The organism is Subtercola sp. YIM 133946, assembly GCF_036553535.1.
Lineage (GTDB): Bacteria > Actinomycetota > Actinomycetes > Actinomycetales > Microbacteriaceae > Subtercola.
In genome coordinates this window covers 29,739-46,320 of record NZ_JAZHPE010000035.1, presented here as the reverse complement: position 1 = coordinate 46,320, position 16,582 = coordinate 29,739, and the positions used below count along the sequence as shown (strand labels likewise).

General features: G+C 68.0%; 11 protein-coding genes. 5 read left to right on the top strand and 6 right to left on the bottom strand.

All coding sequences use genetic code 11. The annotated features are described in order from the left end of the window. Window positions 1-97 precede the first annotated feature (97 nt). The gene (gene glnA / locus V3W46_RS11920; RefSeq protein WP_331783340.1) at window positions 98-1,522 is read right to left on the bottom strand and encodes a type I glutamate--ammonia ligase; all 1,425 of its coding nucleotides are present in this window, start codon (window positions 1,520-1,522) and stop codon (window positions 98-100) included. Between the two features lie 247 nt (window positions 1,523-1,769). Next, window positions 1,770-3,947 (bottom strand): glutamine synthetase III family protein, encoded by a 2,178-nt coding sequence (locus tag V3W46_RS11915; protein WP_331783339.1) that lies wholly within the window; start codon window positions 3,945-3,947, stop codon window positions 1,770-1,772. A 156-nt stretch (window positions 3,948-4,103) separates the two neighbouring features. Between V3W46_RS11915 and V3W46_RS11910 the strand changes: the two genes are divergently transcribed. Continuing rightward, window positions 4,104-4,559: an RDD family protein gene (locus tag V3W46_RS11910; RefSeq protein ID WP_331783338.1), complete on the top strand. Its 456-nt coding sequence runs from the start codon at window positions 4,104-4,106 to the stop codon at window positions 4,557-4,559. Window positions 4,560-4,644: 85 nt separating this feature from the next. On the opposite strand, the gene V3W46_RS11905 is transcribed toward V3W46_RS11910, so the two are convergent. After that, window positions 4,645-5,358: a DUF4191 domain-containing protein gene (locus tag V3W46_RS11905; RefSeq protein WP_331783337.1), complete on the bottom strand. Its 714-nt coding sequence runs from the start codon at window positions 5,356-5,358 to the stop codon at window positions 4,645-4,647. A gap of 385 nt (window positions 5,359-5,743) precedes the next feature. On the opposite strand from V3W46_RS11905, the gene V3W46_RS11900 reads away from it, so the two are divergent. After that, window positions 5,744-7,753: a hypothetical protein gene (locus V3W46_RS11900; protein WP_331783336.1), complete on the top strand. Its 2,010-nt coding sequence runs from the start codon at window positions 5,744-5,746 to the stop codon at window positions 7,751-7,753. 19 nt (window positions 7,754-7,772) lie between these two features. On the opposite strand, the gene sucB is transcribed toward V3W46_RS11900, so the two are convergent. The 3 genes from sucB to V3W46_RS11885 form a co-directional block, all read right to left on the bottom strand. Next, window positions 7,773-9,320 carry a 2-oxoglutarate dehydrogenase, E2 component, dihydrolipoamide succinyltransferase gene (gene sucB / locus V3W46_RS11895; protein ID WP_331783335.1) on the bottom strand — a complete coding sequence of 516 codons (1,548 nt, stop codon included), beginning with the start codon at window positions 9,318-9,320 and terminating at the stop codon, window positions 7,773-7,775. Window positions 9,321-9,405: 85 nt separating this feature from the next. Further along, the gene (gene lpdA / locus V3W46_RS11890; RefSeq protein ID WP_331783334.1) at window positions 9,406-10,779 is read right to left on the bottom strand and encodes a dihydrolipoyl dehydrogenase; all 1,374 of its coding nucleotides are present in this window, start codon (window positions 10,777-10,779) and stop codon (window positions 9,406-9,408) included. A gap of 64 nt (window positions 10,780-10,843) precedes the next feature. Then, window positions 10,844-12,469, bottom strand: a complete 1,626-nt coding sequence (locus V3W46_RS11885; protein ID WP_331783333.1) for a leucyl aminopeptidase — start codon at window positions 12,467-12,469, stop codon at window positions 10,844-10,846. Between the two features lie 95 nt (window positions 12,470-12,564). Between V3W46_RS11885 and V3W46_RS11880 the strand changes: the two genes are divergently transcribed. From V3W46_RS11880 to V3W46_RS11870, 3 genes are all read left to right on the top strand, one after another. Continuing rightward, the gene (locus V3W46_RS11880; protein WP_331783332.1) at window positions 12,565-13,500 is read left to right on the top strand and encodes a proteasome assembly chaperone family protein; all 936 of its coding nucleotides are present in this window, start codon (window positions 12,565-12,567) and stop codon (window positions 13,498-13,500) included. A gap of 136 nt (window positions 13,501-13,636) precedes the next feature. Next, a complete protein-coding gene (locus V3W46_RS11875; RefSeq protein WP_331783331.1) occupies window positions 13,637-14,959 on the top strand; it encodes an MFS transporter in 1,323 nt (440 codons plus the stop codon). Between the two features lie 240 nt (window positions 14,960-15,199). Continuing rightward, window positions 15,200-16,582 carry an RNA polymerase sigma factor gene (locus V3W46_RS11870; RefSeq protein WP_331783330.1) on the top strand — a complete coding sequence of 461 codons (1,383 nt, stop codon included), beginning with the start codon at window positions 15,200-15,202 and terminating at the stop codon, window positions 16,580-16,582.

The window sequence follows — 16,582 nt, the reverse complement described above, 5'->3', positions numbered from 1 at the left end:
AGCAGCCGTTGGTGCGGTTTGGCTGCTCGCGCGGACTCTTGCGGAACTAGCGGCTCTTCAGACGGAGCTGAACCCCCGCTATTTCAGCGGATCGTGACTATACGCCGTAGTAGAGCTCGAACTCGAAGGGGTGCGGGCGCTGGGCGATCGGCTTGATCTCGTTCTCACGCTTGTACGAGATCCAGGTCTCGATCAGGTCGGGCGTGAAGACGTTGCCCTTGGTGAGGAACTCGTGGTCGGCCTCGAGCGCGTCGAGAGCGGCCTCGAGCGACGCAGGAACCTGCGGAATGCTCTTGGCCTCTTCGGGCGGCAGCTCGTAGAGGTCTTTGTCGACCGGCTCGTGGGGCTCGATGCGGTTCTGGATGCCGTCGAGGCCGGCCATGAGCTGCGCGGCGAATGCGAGGTACGGGTTGCCCGAGGCATCCGGAGCCCGGAATTCGATGCGCTTGGCCTTCGGGTTGGTGCCCGTGATGGGGATGCGGATCGACGCCGAGCGGTTGCCGGCCGAGTAGACCAGGTTCACGGGAGCCTCGAAGCCCGGCACGAGGCGGTGGTACGAGTTCACTGTGGGGTTGGTGAACGCGAGAACCGCCGGAGCGTGCTTGAGCAGGCCACCAATGTACCAGCGCGCGATGTCGCTGAGCCCGCCGTAGCCGGCCTCGTCGTAGAACAGGGGCGAGCCTTCGTTCCAGAGCGACTGGTGGGTGTGCATGCCCGAGCCGTTGTCGCCGAAGAGCGGCTTCGGCATGAAGGTCGCGGTCTTGCCCCACTGGGTGGCGGTGTTCTTCACGATGTACTTGAACTTCAGGATGTCGTCGGCCGCGTGCACCATGGTGTCGAAGCGGTAGTTGATCTCGCCCTGGCCGGCGGTGCCCACTTCGTGGTGGGCGCGCTCGAGGATGAGGCCCGACTCGATGAGCTTCAGCGAGATGTCGTCGCGCAGGTCGGCGTGCTGGTCGACCGGGCTGACGGGGAAGTAGCCGCCCTTGTAGGCGGTCTTGTTGGCGAGGTTTCCGCCTTCTTCTTCGCGGCCCGTGTTCCAGGCGCCCTCGCTCGAGTCGACCGAGTAGAAGCTCTTGTTCTGCTTCACTTCGTAGCGCACGTCGTCGAAGATGTAGAACTCGGCCTCGGGGGCGAAGAACGCGGTGTCGGCGATGCCCGTCGACGCAAGGTAGCGCTCAGCCTTGTGCGCGACCTGGCGCGGGTCGCGCGAGTAGATCTCGCCGTTGCGCGGGTTGTAGATGTCGAAGATGAGAATAAGGGTGCGCTCGACGCGGAAGGGGTCGATGTACGCGGTCGAGACGTCAGGGATGAGCTGCATGTCTGACTCGTGAATCGAGGCGAAGCCCCGAATGGATGATCCGTCGAACATCTGGCCGACCGAGAAGAACTCTTCGTCGACGGTCGATGCGGGAATGTTGAAGTGCTGCTGTACACCGGGAAGGTCGGTGAACCGGATATCAAGGAACTTGACGTCGGTGTCCTTGATGAACTTGAGCACCTCGGAGGAATCACTGAACATTTGAGAGGCTCCAAATGGCTGGTACTTGAACAGTTGCAGTCGCAACGTGCTCAGTTGCAGTCGCAACTAGCCCTGAGCCTACGGGCGCGCCATTACCCCGCAGTGTCGCGATTGTTTCGCGCATGTTACGCGCGGGCGCGCCGAAAGCGGTGACCGGCGGTGCATTCCCACAAGTGGATGCTCGTTCCAGCCGGTCACCGGCCTCCTGGCGTGTGAACGCCTGCGCCCACCCCCGGCGCAGCCTCGGTCAGAGCATGAACAACATTTCCTGGTACGTCGGCAGCGGCCAGAGGTCGTCGGCGACGAGGTCTTCGAGAGTGTCGGCGGCGCCGCGAACGGCGAGCATGGCCGGCAGCAGGGCGTCGCGGGCGTGCTCCGCCTCGGCGAGGGCCGAGTGGCCGACGTCTGCAGCGAGGGCCGCCTTCAACGAGGCGAGGCCGGCCTTGAGATCGGCGATCGGGCCCGAGACGGCGGCCAGGGCATCCGTGTCGCCCTCGACGCCCGCGGCCTTCAGCGCGGCGACGTTGGTGGCGAGCTCGGTCTGGTAGCGCACGGCGGCGGGCAGCACCGAGGTTGCTCCGACCTCGAGCGTGATGCGGGCCTCGACACCGATGGTGAGCGCGTACTGCTCCAGGCCGATCTCGTAGCGCGAGTGCATCTCGCGGTGGTTGAAGACCTTGTACTTCTCGAAGAGCGCCATGGCGGGTTCGGTGATGAGCTCTGGCAGGGCATCCAGAGTCGTCTTCAGGTTCGCGAGACCGCGCTTCTCGGCCTCGATGGGCCACGCGTCGGCGTACCCGTCGCCGTTGAAGACCACGTCGCCGTGTTCGGTGATGATCTCGGTGAGCAGCAGCTGCACGGCCTTGTCGAAGTCGTCGCCGGCCGCGACTGCCTGCTCGAGCTTGGTCGCCATGTAGTCGAGCGAGTCGGCCATGATCGTGTTGATCGTGGTCATCGGGCCGGCGACGCTCTGCATCGAGCCCGGCGCGCGGAACTCGAAGCGGTTGCCCGTGAAGGCGAACGGGCTGGTGCGGTTGCGGTCGCCCGGGTCGGTCGGCAGCACCGGAAGGGTGTCGACACCGATGATCATGGTGCCCTTGCCCTTCGACGAAGTGGCCGCGCCCTTGGCGATCTGCCCGAACACGTCGGCGAGCTGGTCACCGAGGAAGATCGAGATGATGGCCGGGGGAGCCTCGTTCGCGCCGAGGCGGTGATCGTTTGTCGCCGAGGCGACGGATGCCCGCAGCAGGCCCGCGTACAGGTGCACCGCGCGGATGACCGCTGCGCAGAACACCAGGAACTGGGCGTTCTCGTGCGGGGTGTCGCCGGGCACGAACACGCTGCCCACCTCGGAGTTGCCGAGCGAGAAGTTGACGTGCTTGCCCGATCCGTTGACACCGGCGAACGGCTTCTCGTGGAAGAGGCACTCCATGCCGTGCTTCTTGGCGATGGTCTTGAAGGTCGTCATCAGCAGCTGCTGGTGGTCGGCGGCCAGGTTGGCCTTCTCGAACATCGGGGCGATCTCGAACTGGCCGGGGGCGACCTCGTTGTGCCGCGTCTTGGCCGGGATGCCGAGCTTGAACAGCTCGCGCTCGGTATCCATCATGAAGCCGAGCACACGCTCGGGAATCGCGCCGAAGTAATGGTCGTCGAACTCCTGGCCCTTCGGCGGCTTCGAGCCGAACAGGGTGCGGCCGGCGTTCAGCAGGTCGGGGCGGGCGAGAAAGAAGTGGCGGTCGACCAGGAAGTACTCCTGCTCGGGCCCGCAGAACGAGACGACGTGCTCGGGGTCGGTGTGGCCGAAGAGCTTCAGGATGCGCTCCGCGTGCTCGCCCATCGCCTGCTGCGAGCGGAGCAGCGGCGTCTTGTGGTCGAGCGCCTCACCGGTCATCGACACGAAGACGGTGGGGATGCACAGGGTGTTGCCGTTCGGGTTCTCGAGCACGTACGCGGGGCTGGTCGGGTCCCACGCGGTGTAGCCGCGGGCCTCGAACGTGTTGCGCAGACCGCCGTTGGGAAAGCTCGATGCGTCGGGCTCGCCCTGGGTCAGGGTCTTGCCGGCGAACTCGGCGAGGGCGGAGCCGTCGGAGACGGGCTCGAGAAAGCTGTCGTGCTTCTCAGCGGTGAGGCCCGTCAGCGGGTAGAACACGTGGGCGTAGTGGGTGGCACCCTTCTCGAGCGCCCAGTCTTTCATGGCACTCGCCACGGCGTCGCCGACCAGCGGGTCGAGTTTCGCGCCGTGCTCGATCGTGGCGATGACCGACTTGTACACCGACTTGGGCAGACGCTTCTGCATCACGACCTTGTTGAAGACGTTCTCGCCGAAGATCTGGCCGGGCGCCTCGGTGTCGGTGAAGCTCGCAGACGGCGGCACATAAGCTTCGACGTCTCTGATGGCTTGCAGGCGGACTCTGTTTCCACTCATTTTTACCCCTTTATGCGCAGTTCTGACTCGCATTGTTCGGCTTCGTCTCGCCGTGTCGATGCACGTGCGACGAGCCAAATATAGGGATGCGCTGTGGCGGGCATGTTTCGGCGGTGTGACAGTCTCGGTCTCAGGTGAAACCCTTAGAATCTCGGGGTGACCAACCCGAAACCGACCCCCACGCCGAGGCCAGCGAATGTGCCCCCCAAACGGTGGTCAGGGGCGGCGCCGAGCGAGTGGCCGGGCGAACGGCTCGGTTTTCCGCAGGAGGGGCGCGGCTCGATAGGGCGCCCGGGTCGACGCATGATCGCGCTGCTCATCGACTGGGCGTTCTGCTTCGTGATCTACGCCGCGTTCTTCTTCGGCAACCCGTGGGCGTCGACGATCATCTTCTTCGTCGAACAGTGCGTGCTGATCGCGCTGGCCGGCGCGGGGTTCGGTCACCTGCTGCTGGGCCTGCGCGTGGTCAAGGTCGACGGCACCTATGCGGGCTGGTGGCGGCCGGTCATCCGCACGTTCTTCCTGATTCTCACCGTGCCGGCGCTGATCTGGGACTCAGACCAGCGGGGGCTGCACGACGTGTTCGCAGGAACGGTGCTGGTGCGGCGCTAGCGGTCGCGCTGCGCCGGCGGCTGTGCTCGCCGCGTTCATGGCCTCGCCGCGTTCATGGCCTCGCTGGGTCACTGGCCTCGCTGGGTCAGCGGCCGCGCTGCGGGCGCACCTTGAGCGGGTCGACGCCCTTCGGAATGGGCAGGTTCGCCGACCCGAGCGAGGTGAGCCGGTTGTCGACCGCGAGAACCTCGGGCTTGGTCAGCGTGGGCTTGATGCGGGCCAGCTTGCGCGAGATCTTCTGTAGGGGCAGCGAGTCGGTGTCGGGGCCGACGTAGAAGAAGGTGACGGGCACGTTCGGCAGCACGCGCAGCACCTTGCGGCGCTCGTCGTCGAGCATGCGGGTCGTGCGCGACTTGGGGCCCTCGCCGATGAGCACGACGCCGCCACGGCCGACGGCACGGTAGACCGCATCCTGGGTCTTGGCGTTCACCGCGACCGGCATCTCGCTGCCGCGCCACGTGCGCTTCAGCGAACTGCGGAGCACGGCACCCACGGCACCGGGTTGCCCTTCGATCTGCCCGTAGGCGGCGGCCTCGGCGCGACGCCCGAGCACGACGAGCGCGAGCAGGATACCCACCAGCAGGCCCGCGACGATCCACAATGCAATGGCGAAACCGTTGCCGTCGCCGACGATGAGGGCCACGATGAGGCCCAGCGCGACCGGGCCGAGCAGGCTCAGCAGAATCAGCGGAACGATGTTCTTGTCGTAGCGACGGGTCATCTGGAAGACCTGCCACATCTGCTTGATGCGGCCGTCTTCCTTCGGCTTCTTCGGGGTCTTCTCTTTGGTGCGTGCCATACGTCAATGGTACCGAGTCGACCGGGCCGCGAACGCCCGGTCTGCCGCCGATTGCGGGCGCACCTCGCTCACAACAGCGGCCCTGAGCGAACTTCGCACAGATCAGGCCCCCGGATGCCCGGCCGAGCCGACCTCGCACCACGATGTTCGAGTGCCCATCCCTCCTCGTCGCCCGTTTGAGCCGTCGGCGTCACCAGTGACCCCCGCTCGACGCACCCCCTCGTCACCCGATGCCTCCCGCCGGCGCACAGCGCCACCCGAGCCCTCTCGCCGGCTTTCGTCACCACGTGGAGCCGCCCACCGGCGTTCGGCGCCACCCGGTGCCTCCCGCCGGCGATCGTGGTTCCCTCTGCGCCGACGGGTTGCCCACGATGGCGGCAACGAGGTGGTGGGTTACGACCTCGTCGGGGCGCTCGGCGTGGGTTCGACGTCACGAGTACTCCTCGTGACGCCGCAGCACTCCCCAGCGCCCGAGCGCGACCGGGTGGTGGCGAAGGTGTACGACGACCCCGCAGACTTCACGCGTGCGGCGCGCACGGCGCGGCTGTGGCAGGAGCTCGATTCACCGCACTGTCCCCAGTTTCTCGACGAGGTGCCTCCCACGGTGGCGCGCTCTCGTTCTGCGCCCCGAGTGTCTGCGTCCCGAGTGTGTGCGCCCGGCGTGATCGTGTGCTCGTGGGCGCGGCACGGCCCGCTCTCCGAATTGCTCGTGCAACGCACCCTGCGAGCCGGTGAAGCCGTGACGATCCTGGTTCCGGTGCTCCAGCTTCTCGCCGCGCTGCACGGGCGGGGCGAAGCGCACGGCGCCGTCGACGCAGACGCCATCGCCTTCGACGACTCCGGGCGCCCGGTTCTGCTCGGCTGGGCTCGCGGTCACCGGCACGCCTCGCCTCTGCGCGACGTGCGCCAGTTCGTCGCACTCTGCCGAGACGTTCTCGCCGCCACTCCCGGCGACACTTCAGCCTCGTTTTCGACCTTCCTGTCGGCGCAACTGCGGTGGATCGAAGACACGGCCCTCCAGGGGGGTGCCGTGCTCGGTGGCCGCGCCGACTCGGACACCCGGGTCGAAGGTGCCGTCGGAGGAGGAGGGTGGCGTGGAGGTGGCGAAGGAAGAGACGAGGGGGGAGGAGGTGCCGGGAGAAGAGACGAGAGTGAAGGAGGTGCCGCGGGAGGGGGTGCTGCGGAAGGACGTGCCGCGGGAAGAGACGAGAAGCGAGAAGGTGCCGCCGGAGGAGGCGAATGGGGAGGAGGTGCCGAGGGAAGAAGGGAGGGTGGGCGTGTGTCAGCGGAGTTCTACGCCGCCGCCGAGGCGGCACTGTTCGAGGTCGCGGAGCCAGTCGCAATCGACCCTCTCGAGCCGTTCGACTGGAACGCCATGGGTGACGGCGCGCTGGCCGAAGTCGAGGCGGAGGTTGCGTCCTCCGTCGCGACCGCTCGCGACGAGGCCCGCGCGGGGGCACGGTTGCGAGCCTCCACCGCGGCCGCTCGGCTGCGTCTGTCGTCGGCGGCCGCCGCGCTCCGCGAGACTCACCGGGTTCCGCTCTGGCCGGGAGCGGCGCGCAGCGTTCCCCTCCGCTCGCTGGCGGTAGCCCTCCTCGTCGGTGCGGTGGCCCTGACGGGCGCCCTCCTCGCCACCCCGTCCGGCTACGCCACCCCGGTCGACCACGCCACTGGGCCTGCCGCGTCCGCCATATCCGCGCCCGACGGTGGGCCTGCCGCGTCCGCCATGTCCGACCCCGCCACTGGGCCTGCCGCGTCCGCCACATTCACGCCCGACGGTGGGTCTGCCACTGCCGCCACATTGACGCCCAGCACTGGGGCTGCCGCCCCCGGCACATCCGCGCCCGTCACCCGCTCAGGTGCAGCCGGGGCCGACGACGGAGCTGCCGCCAGTGACGGAGCGGTGCGCGGAGACGATCCAGAGGCGGCGCTGGTGGCGCTGGAGGTGAGGCGGGAGGAGTGCTTCGCGCAGGAGGCGGTTGCGTGCTTCGAGAAGGTCGACCAGGCGCAGTCGTCGGCGCTGGCAGCAGATCAGGCGGCGTTCGCAGAACAGTTGCGCAGCGGAGCGGCCACCTGGCGGGCCATCGTCGTCGGGGCGCCGACCGGGCCTGCGGCCGGCGCGGGGGGAGCGGCGGCCGGGGCTCAGCGCGTGGGCGACGCCGCGCTGGTCGCCGTCGCGGTGCGGGAGATCGGGGCAGGGGGCCCAGGGGCAGGAGTCCCAGCGGCAGAGGGCTCAGCGGCAGAGGGGTCAGCGGCAGGGGGCTCAGCGGCAGAGGGCTCAGCGGCAGTGGGCCCAGCGGCAGCGAGCGGGGTAACGCAGAAGCCGGCCTCGGCCCTTCTGGTGAAGGGGGAGGCCGGCTGGAGGCTGCGCGCAGTGTTCGCGGCGACGGGCTAGCCAGCCGCCGGAGCGGACGTCAGATGCCGAGGTTGGCGGCGAAGTTGCCGTCTTCGAGGCGGTTCTTGACCGCGACGAGGAAGCGGGCGGCGTCGGCGCCGTCGACGATGCGGTGGTCGTAGCTCAGTGCAAGGTAGACCGTCGAACGGATGGCGATCGCGTCGGCTCCGTCGACCGTCACGACGACCGGTTTCTTGGTGACGATTCCGGTGCCGAGAATTGCGACCTGCGGCAGGAAGACGATCGGCGTGTCGAACAGGGCGCCACGCGAACCGGTGTTGGTCAGCGTGAACGTTCCGCCGCCGAGCTCGTCGGGCTTGAGCTTGTTGTCGCGCGTGCGGGCCGCCAGGTCGGCGATCTCCTTCGCGAGGCCGGCCAGGTCGAGCTCACCGGCGTTGCGCACCACAGGAGTGAGCAGGCCGCGCTCGGTGTCGACCGCGATCGAGATGTTCTCGTGGTCGGGGTAGACGATCGAGTCGCCGTCGATGGTGGCGTTGATGATCGGGTACGCCTTCAGGGCCTCGGCAGCAGCCAGGGCGAAGAACGGCAGGAAGGAGAGCTTCGTGCCCGTCTTCTCGGCGAACGACGACTTGACCGAGTCGCGGAACTTCGCGACCTTGGTGACGTCGACCTCGACCACAGAGGTGAGCTGGGCGCTGGTCTGCATCGAGATGACGGCGCGCTCGGCGACGACCTTGCGCAGCCGCGACATGGGAACGGTCGTGCCCCTCAGTGCAGAGGTCTCGAGTGGAACGAACGACGCTGCAGCGGGAGCCGACGGCGTGGTCTCGGGGGCCTTCGTCTGCGCCTCTGCGGCGGCGAGCACGTCTTCTTTGCGGATGCGACCACCGACGCCTGTGCCCGAGATGCTGCCGAGGTCGATGCCACGGTCGTGGGCCAGCTTGCGAACCAGGGGAGTCACGTAGCCGGAGTTGCTCGTCGAGCTCGACGGAGCGGCCGGAGTCGACGGAGCCGGTGCGGCGGCCGCGGCGGGAGTTTGTGCGGCCTGCGACGGGGCGGCGGGGGCGGGAGCAGCAGCGGCTGGAGCCGGGGCTGCAGCCGGCACGGGAGCAGCGGCCGGTGCTGGTGCGGCAGCGGGCTGCTCGGCGGCGGGTGCCGGCTCGGGCGCGGCGGGGGCCGGAGCCTGCGCCTCGCTGGTCGCGTCGTTCGACGGCGCCTCGGCGACCTCGGGGCCGGAGTCGGGAGCGGGAGTGTCGGCGGCGGTCTCGACCGGCGCCTCAGCGGCCGGCGCTGGCTCGGCAGCAGCAGGTTCGGCGGCCTCAGGCTCGGCAGCGGCGGGGGCCTCGGGCTCGGCCGCGGCGGCACCCGACCCGTCTCCGATGGTCACCAGCGGCGTGCCGACCTCGACCGTTTCGTCTTCCTGAACGAGGATCTGCTCGATGACGCCCGAGATGGGCGACGGGATTTCGGTGTCGACCTTGTCCGTTGACACTTCGAGCAGGGGTTCGTCGACCTCGACGCGATCCCCGACGTTCTTGAGCCAGCGGGTCACCGTTCCCTCGGTTACACTCTCGCCGAGTGCTGGAAGGTTGACGGATTCGCTCATCAGTGTGTCTCCTCTTCAGAAACAGTTCAGTTGTTGATATCTACTCTAGGTGCGCCGGCACGTGCGGCACGTTCAGGCTGGTGGTCTACAGGGCGTGCAGCGGCTTGCCCGCCAGCGCCAGGTGCGCCTCGCCGAGCGCCTCGTTCTGGGTGGGGTGGGCGTGGATGAGCGAAGCCACGTCTTCGGGGTAGGCCTCCCAGTTGACGATGAGCTGGCCCTCGCCGATGAGCTCGCCGACGCGGGCGCCGATCATGTGGATGCCCACCACGGGCCCGCCGTTCACCCGAACGACCTTCACCGAACCGGAGGTGCCGATGATGTGGCTCTTGCCGTTGCCCGCCAGGTTGTACTCGTACGACGAGACCTGGTCGGCACCGAACTTCTCGGCCGCCTTCGCCTGGGTGTAGCCCACCGACGCCACCTCGGGGTCGGAGTAGGTGACCTTCGGGATGTTCACGTCTTCGACGATCTGCGGCGCGAGGCCCGCGATCTCTTCGGCCACGAAGATGCCCTGCTGGAATCCGCGGTGGGCGAGCTGCAGGCCGGGAACGATGTCGCCCACGGCGTAGATGCCGGGAACGCTGGTCTCGAGACGCTCGTTGGTGATGACGAAGCCCCGGTCGATGGTGACGCCCTGCTCTTCGAAGCCGAGGCCGGCCGTCGACGGGCCGCGACCGACGGCGACGAGCAGCAGCTCGGCCTCGATCGTGGTGCCGTTCTCGAGCGTCACGACGACACCCTGCTCATCCTGCGTCACGCCCTGGAAGCGCACGCCGAGCGAGAACTCGATACCGCGCTTGCGGTACGCCCGCTCGAACTGCTTGCTGATCGACTCTTCTTCGTTTGGCACGAGGTGGGGGAGCGCTTCGATGATCGACACGTCGGCGCCGAACGACTTCCACACACTGGCGAACTCGACGCCGATGACGCCGCCGCCGAGGATGGCGACCTTCTTGGGGATGAAGTCGAGGGCCAGAGCCTCCTGGCTCGTGATGACGCGGCCGCCGAGTTCGAGGCCGGGAAGCGAACGTGAGTACGACCCGGTCGCCAGAACCACATTCTTGCCCGTGATGCGGTCGTCGCCGACCTGCACCGACTTCGGGCCGACCAGCGTGCCCTCGCCACGGATGACCGTGATCTTGCGCGCGTTGATCAGGCCCTCGAGGCCTTTGAACTTGCTGGAGACGATTCCCTCGCGGTAGGCGGTGACGGCCGGCAGGTCGATGCCCTCGAAGGTGGTCTTGACGCCGTACTTCGACGACTCGCGCGAGACGTCGGCGACCTCGGCGGAGTGCAGCAGGGCCTTCGTCGGAATGCAGCCGCGGTGCAGGCAGGTGCCGCCGAGTTTGTCTTTCTCGACCAATGCGACCGTCAGACCCAGCTGGCTGGCGCGGAGTGCAGCCGCGTAGCCGCCACTTCCGCCGCCCAGAATGACCAGGTCAAAGTTCTGTTCCGACACTACGAGACTCCTTCACGTGCATGACGGCGAGTCAAATTCGCCCCTGCGAGCCTACTACGTGTCGTCAGGCCTCCGGCTGCGCCGCGAGCTTCTCTGCGAGGTCGATCAGCGTTCGAACGGTGACCCCGGTCGGGCCCTTCGGCGTGAAGCCGTAGCCCTCGCCGCCGTTGACCGCGGGACCTGCGATGTCGAGGTGCACCCACGGGATGGTTCCGCCGCCGTCGGCCCGTTCGCCGACGAATTCGCTGAGGAAGATCCCCGCGATCAGCATGCCGCCGGCGGTGTTGCCCGGCTTGACGTTCTGCAGGTCGGCGATGTCGGAGTTCAGCAGCGGCCGCAGTTCGGCCGGCAGCGGCATCGGCCAGAGGGTCTCGCCGACGGCCTTCGCCGACGCGACCACGCTGGCGACCAGGTCGTCGTCGCCCATCGTTCCGACGTAGCGGTTGCCGAGCGCGGTGACCTGCGCGCCGGTCAGCGTGGCGATGTCGATGATCGCGTCGGGGTGCTCCTCGCTGGCGGCGACGAGGCCGTCGGCGAGCACGAGGCGCCCCTCGGCGTCGGTGTTCAGCACCTCGACGGTGCGGCCGCCGTGGATGCTCAGCACATCGCCCGGGCGAATGGCCGAGCCCGACGGCATGTTCTCGGCCAGGCACAGCCACCCCGTCACGCGCGTGTCGAGCCCGCGCGCCGCTGCCGCGAGCACCACGGCCAGCGCCACCGCCGCACCGGTCATGTCGTTCTTCATGCCGATCATCGACGCCGGTGGCTTGAGCGAGAGCCCACCCGAGTCGAAGGTGATTCCCTTTCCGACGAGCGCGAGGTGCCTCTGTGCGCCCTCGGGGTCGTAGGAGACCCGAACGAGCCGCGGCCCGCGGGTGGAGCCCTGACCGACACCCAGGATGCCTCCGAAGCCGCCCTCGACGAGCTCGGCCTCGCCCCACACGGTGATCGTCACGGGCAGCTCCCCGGCGGCGTCGGTCGCCCGCTGCACGAAGGTCTCGGGGTAGAGGTCGAGCGGCGCCTCGTTGACGAGGTCGCGCACGAGCGCGACCGCGCGGGCGGTCTCGCGTGCGGCGTCGACGGCTGCAGCGACGCCGGCGCCGAAGCCCGAGCCCGAGCCCGAGCCTGCGTCTGACCCAGACCCCGAGTCTGAGCCTGCGTCTGACCCTGACCCTGACCCCGACCTCGGGTCGGCCGCGGCCCCTGCCGCGAGGGTGATGCTCTCGGGCGGCGCCTGCCGGGCATCCAGCGACTTCGCCCGGTAGTGCGTGTAGCTGTAGGCGCCCAGCGCGGCCCCCTCGAGCACCGCGCGCACGTCGGCAGCGCCCCCCACGGGCAGGCCGAAGCCGAAGCTGTGCTGGCCGCGAACCCGGCGGGTCGCCGCACCCGCCGCGTAGCGCAGCGTCTCGGTCGACGGCGTGCCCTCTGCGGGTTTCGCGCCCAGCCCGACCAGCACCACGACCCGGGCCCGGATGCCCGCGACCGACGGCACCCGAACGACCTCGTCTTTCTTGCCGCCGAACCCCAGCCCCTCGAACATGCCCTCGAGGGCATCGCCGGCCTCTGCCGGCAGACCGGCCGGACGCACCAGCTCGACCACGTCGCCGGTGCGGGTCGCTGCCAGAACCAGTACGTCGGTGTCGAGTTCGGCTGCGGGAATGCTGGTGACGGAAATATCGGGAAGGCTCATGCGCTTAATGCTACCGAGGCGGCAGAGGGCCGCGTTCGCTGTGGGCTTGAGCCGACGACGCTCAGGGCCGCAACGGTCAGATTAGAGTGGAAACCATGAAGGATCCGGCAGAGCTGTACGAACTGGCCGACGAAGTCGACCAGATCCCGCGCGGGCTGCCACTGGTCGCCGCGCTGACGGGATTCACCGACGCCGGCTCAGCCGTCAGCCAGTTCGGCGAGTACGTGCTCGACACGCTCGGCAACCGCATCGTGGCCGAGTTCGACGCCGACACCCTGCTCGACTACCGGGCGCGCCGGCCGATCATCTACTTCGACCAGGATCACCTCACCGACTACCAGCCGCAGACGCTGCGCCTGTACCTCGTCAGCGACGAGCTCGGCCAGCAGTTCCTGTTGCTGCACGGCTTCGAGCCCGACTTCCGCTGGGAGCAGTTCACGGCGGCGGTGCTGACGCTGATCGACCTGTTCGCGGTGAAGACCACGACGTGGGTGCACGCGATTCCGATGCCCGTTCCGCACACCCGCGCCATCGGCGTCACCGTGAGCGGCAACCGGGTCGAACTCACCGAGGCCATGTCGGTGTGGAAGCCGCACACCCAGGTTCCGTCGAACGTGCTGCACCTGATGGAGTACCGGCTGCAGCAGCTGGGGCATCCGGTTGCCGGGTTCGTGCTGCTCATTCCGCACTACCTCGCCGACACCGAGTACCCGTCGGCGGCCGTGGCCGCGCTGGAGTGCATCAGCGCCGCGACGGGCCTCATCTTTCCCACCGACAAACTGCGCGAAGAGGGCCGCGAGTTTCTGACGAAGATCGACCAGCAGGTCGGCTCCAACTCCGAGCTCGAGAAGCTCGTCGGCACCCTCGAGGAGCGGCACGACAGCTATATGGAGAACGCCGGGCTGCGGTCGCCGCTCACCGATGAAGACGGCGAACTGCCGTCGGCCGACGAGATCGCGGCAGAGCTCGAGAACTTTCTCGCCATCAAGCGGCGCGGCGACGACGGCACCCCGGGTTTCGGCGGGCTGTAGGCCCTGCGCCGACGCACGTCTGCAGGCATTCCGGCGTGTACGGGCCCCGTCTGGTCTGCCGGCCTCGGGTGGTCTGTGGGCCTCGTGTGGTCTGTCGACCTCGTGTGGTCTGTAGGCCTCCTCTAGACTGAGGCGAGTGAACTCGCGACGCTCCTGGCTGATCTTCGGCGTCGCAGCGCTCGCCTACGTCGCCGCGGTTCTGCAGCGCTCGACTCTGGGCGTCGCGGGGGTGTCGGCCGCCGAGCGCTTCGACACGTCGGCCGCGGTGCTGTCGAGCCTCGCCGTGGTGCAGCTGATCGTCTACGCCGCACTGCAGATTCCGAACGGCGTGCTGATCGACAAGCTGGGGCCGCGCGTGCTGGTCATCGCCGGCACCGGAATCATGGTGGCCGGCCAGCTCGTGCTCGCATTCTCGCCGAGCATCGGAATCGCGATTCTGGGGCGGGTTCTGGTGGGGGCGGGCGACTCCGCGATCTTCATCTCGGTCATCCGGCTCGTCAACTCGTGGTTCTCGGGGCGCATCGTGCCGCAGCTGTCGCAGTGGATGGGCAACATCGGCGCGCTCGGCCAGATTCTCTCGGCCCTTCCGTTCGCCTACGTTCTGCACACCGCCGGATGGTCGGTGGCCTTCACCTCGGCGGCGACCGTCGGTTTTCTCGCCTTCGTGCTCAGCCTCATCGCACTGCGTGACCGGCCGGCCTCGGTGGTGCCGCCGATGGCACCGACGTTCGCCACCGTGCTCAGCCGGCTCGGGCCGACCCTGCGCCGCCCCGGAACCCAGCTCGGCTTCTGGTCGCACTTCGTCACCCAGTCGTCGGGAACGGTGTTCGCCCTGTTCTGGGGTTTTCCGTTCATGGTGTCGGCGCTCGGCTTCGACTCGGGGCTCGCGTCGGCGTTGCTCGTGGTGATGGTGCTCATCGGCCTCGTCGCCGGGCCGATCCTGGGCATCCTGACCGCCCGCTTTCCGACCCGGCGGTCGAACCTCGTTCTCGCGATCGTGGGGATGCTCGCCGTCGTGTGGACCGTGGTGCTGCTCTGGCCGGGCGTGCCACCCGTGTGGCTGATCGTCGTGCTCGTTGTCGCGCTCGGCATCGGCGGCCCAGGGTCGCTCATCGGCTTCGACTTCGCCCGAACGTTCAATCCGCCGCACACCCTCGGCTCGGCCAACGGGGTGGTCAACGTCGGCGGCTTCACGGCCAGCTTCATCATGATGTTCGTGATCGGCGTGCTGCTCGACCTGCAGCACAACCTGGGCTTCAGCAGCAGCCTCTACGACCTCGGCGCGTTCAGGGTCGCGTTCTGCATCCAGTACGTCGTCATCGGCATCGGCGTCGTCTTCCTGCTCGGCGCGCGGCGCCGTGCGCGCCGCCAACTCGAGGAAGACGAGGGAATATCGGTAGCCCCCTTGTGGGTTGCAGTGAGTGGGGCCTGGCAGCGCCAGAGGCAGCGCATCCGCTGATTCGAGAAATCGGTGTTGACACCGATGCCGTTGGTCAGCTAGGCACCGCAAACCGTGCAATAATTGTAGTCAGAGACCCGTTCTTGTGCTGGGGTGGTCCGTCAGACGACCACGCGAATTCCCGGCACTTGACATGGGTCTTAGTAATGTCAAAAAACAACTCTGGTTGACCGTGAATGCGGGGGCGGTGCACTTTCACCGACCTCTGCTGCCATCTCAACCGGTGTGAAAGGTGATCGTATGGCCACCACGAAGGCTCCGGAAGCAGTGGTCACTGCTCCAGCCCCAACCACGAAGACCGCTTCGAAGGCAGCTGCTGCCCCGAAGACTGCCACCAAGGCGCCCGCCAAGAGCGCGCCTGCCAAGAAGGCGGCCGCCGGCAAGGGCCCCGCCACCAAGACCGCTGCCAAGGGCAAGGCCACCGCGAGCAAGGCGACTGCCGCCGCTGACGGCGACGACGACGAGGCCATCGACCTCGACGACGACGTCGAGGTGGGCGACGTCGAAGTGGTCGAGACCGAAGACGTGCTGGTCGTCGCCGCAGTCGCAGACGACGACGCCGTTGCGACCGACGAGGTCGTCGCGACCGACGACGACTCCGACGACGACTCAGCGAAGAGCGCCGTCGCCGAGGCGCTGCCGTCGGGTGCGCTCGTGCTGTCGCTGGTCGACGACGACGATGACGTGCCGGTGTACTCCAGCGCGATCACCGGCGCCACCGCCGACCCGGTCAAAGACTATTTGAAGCAGATCGGCAAGGTCGCCCTGCTGAACGCGGCCGAAGAGGTCGAGCTGGCCATGCGCATCGAGGCCGGCCTGTTCGCCGAAGACAAGCTGGCGAACACCGAGAACCTGACGCCCCAGCTGAAGCGTGAGCTGCAGTGGGTCGCCAAAGACGGCCAGCGTGCCAAGAGTCACCTGCTCGGCGCGAACCTGCGCCTCGTGGTGTCGCTCGCGAAGCGCTACACCGGTCGCGGCATGCAGTTTCTCGACCTCATCCAAGAGGGCAACCTGGGCCTGATCCGTGCCGTCGAGAAGTTCGACTACACCAAGGGCTTCAAGTTCTCGACCTACGCCACGTGGTGGATCCGCCAGGCTATCACGCGCGCCATGGCCGACCAGGCCCGCACCATCCGCATTCCGGTGCACATGGTCGAGGTCATCAACAAGCTCGCCCGCGTGCAGCGCCAGATGCTGCAAGACCTCGGTCGCGAGCCCACGCCCGAAGAGCTGTCGCGCGAACTCGACATGACGCCCGAGAAGGTCGTCGAGGTGCAGAAGTACGGCCGTGAGCCCATCTCGCTGCACACTCCGCTCGGTGAAGACGGCGACAGCGAGTTCGGCGACCTCATCGAAGACACCGAAGCGGTCGTTCCGGCCGACGCGGTGGGCTTCACGATGCTGCAGAAGCAGCTGGAGTCGCTGCTCGACTCGCTCTCCGAGCGCGAAGCCGGCGTCATCCGCATGCGCTTCGGCCTCGGCGACGGCATGCCGAAGACGCTCGACCAGATCGGTGACACATTCGGCGTGACGCGTGAGCGCATCCGCCAGATCGAGTCGAAGACCATGGCGAAGCTGCGTCACCCGTCGCGGTCGCAGTCACTGCGCGACTACCTCGAGTAG

Bases quoted from the DNA above. Each gene is read 5' to 3' on its own strand.
- glnA (WP_331783340.1), bottom strand. From the start codon at position 1,522: ATGTTCAGTGATTCCTCCGAGGTGCTCAAGTTCATCAAGGACACCGAC.
- V3W46_RS11915 (WP_331783339.1), bottom strand. From the start codon at position 3,947: ATGAGTGGAAACAGAGTCCGCCTGCAAGCCATCAGAGACGTCGAAGCT.
- V3W46_RS11905 (WP_331783337.1), bottom strand. From the start codon at position 5,358: ATGGCACGCACCAAAGAGAAGACCCCGAAGAAGCCGAAGGAAGACGGC.
- sucB (WP_331783335.1), bottom strand. From the start codon at position 9,320: ATGAGCGAATCCGTCAACCTTCCAGCACTCGGCGAGAGTGTAACCGAG.
- V3W46_RS11885 (WP_331783333.1), bottom strand. From the start codon at position 12,469: ATGAGCCTTCCCGATATTTCCGTCACCAGCATTCCCGCAGCCGAACTC.
- V3W46_RS11880 (WP_331783332.1), top strand. From the start codon at position 12,565: ATGAAGGATCCGGCAGAGCTGTACGAACTGGCCGACGAAGTCGACCAG.
- V3W46_RS11870 (WP_331783330.1), top strand. From the start codon at position 15,200: ATGGCCACCACGAAGGCTCCGGAAGCAGTGGTCACTGCTCCAGCCCCA.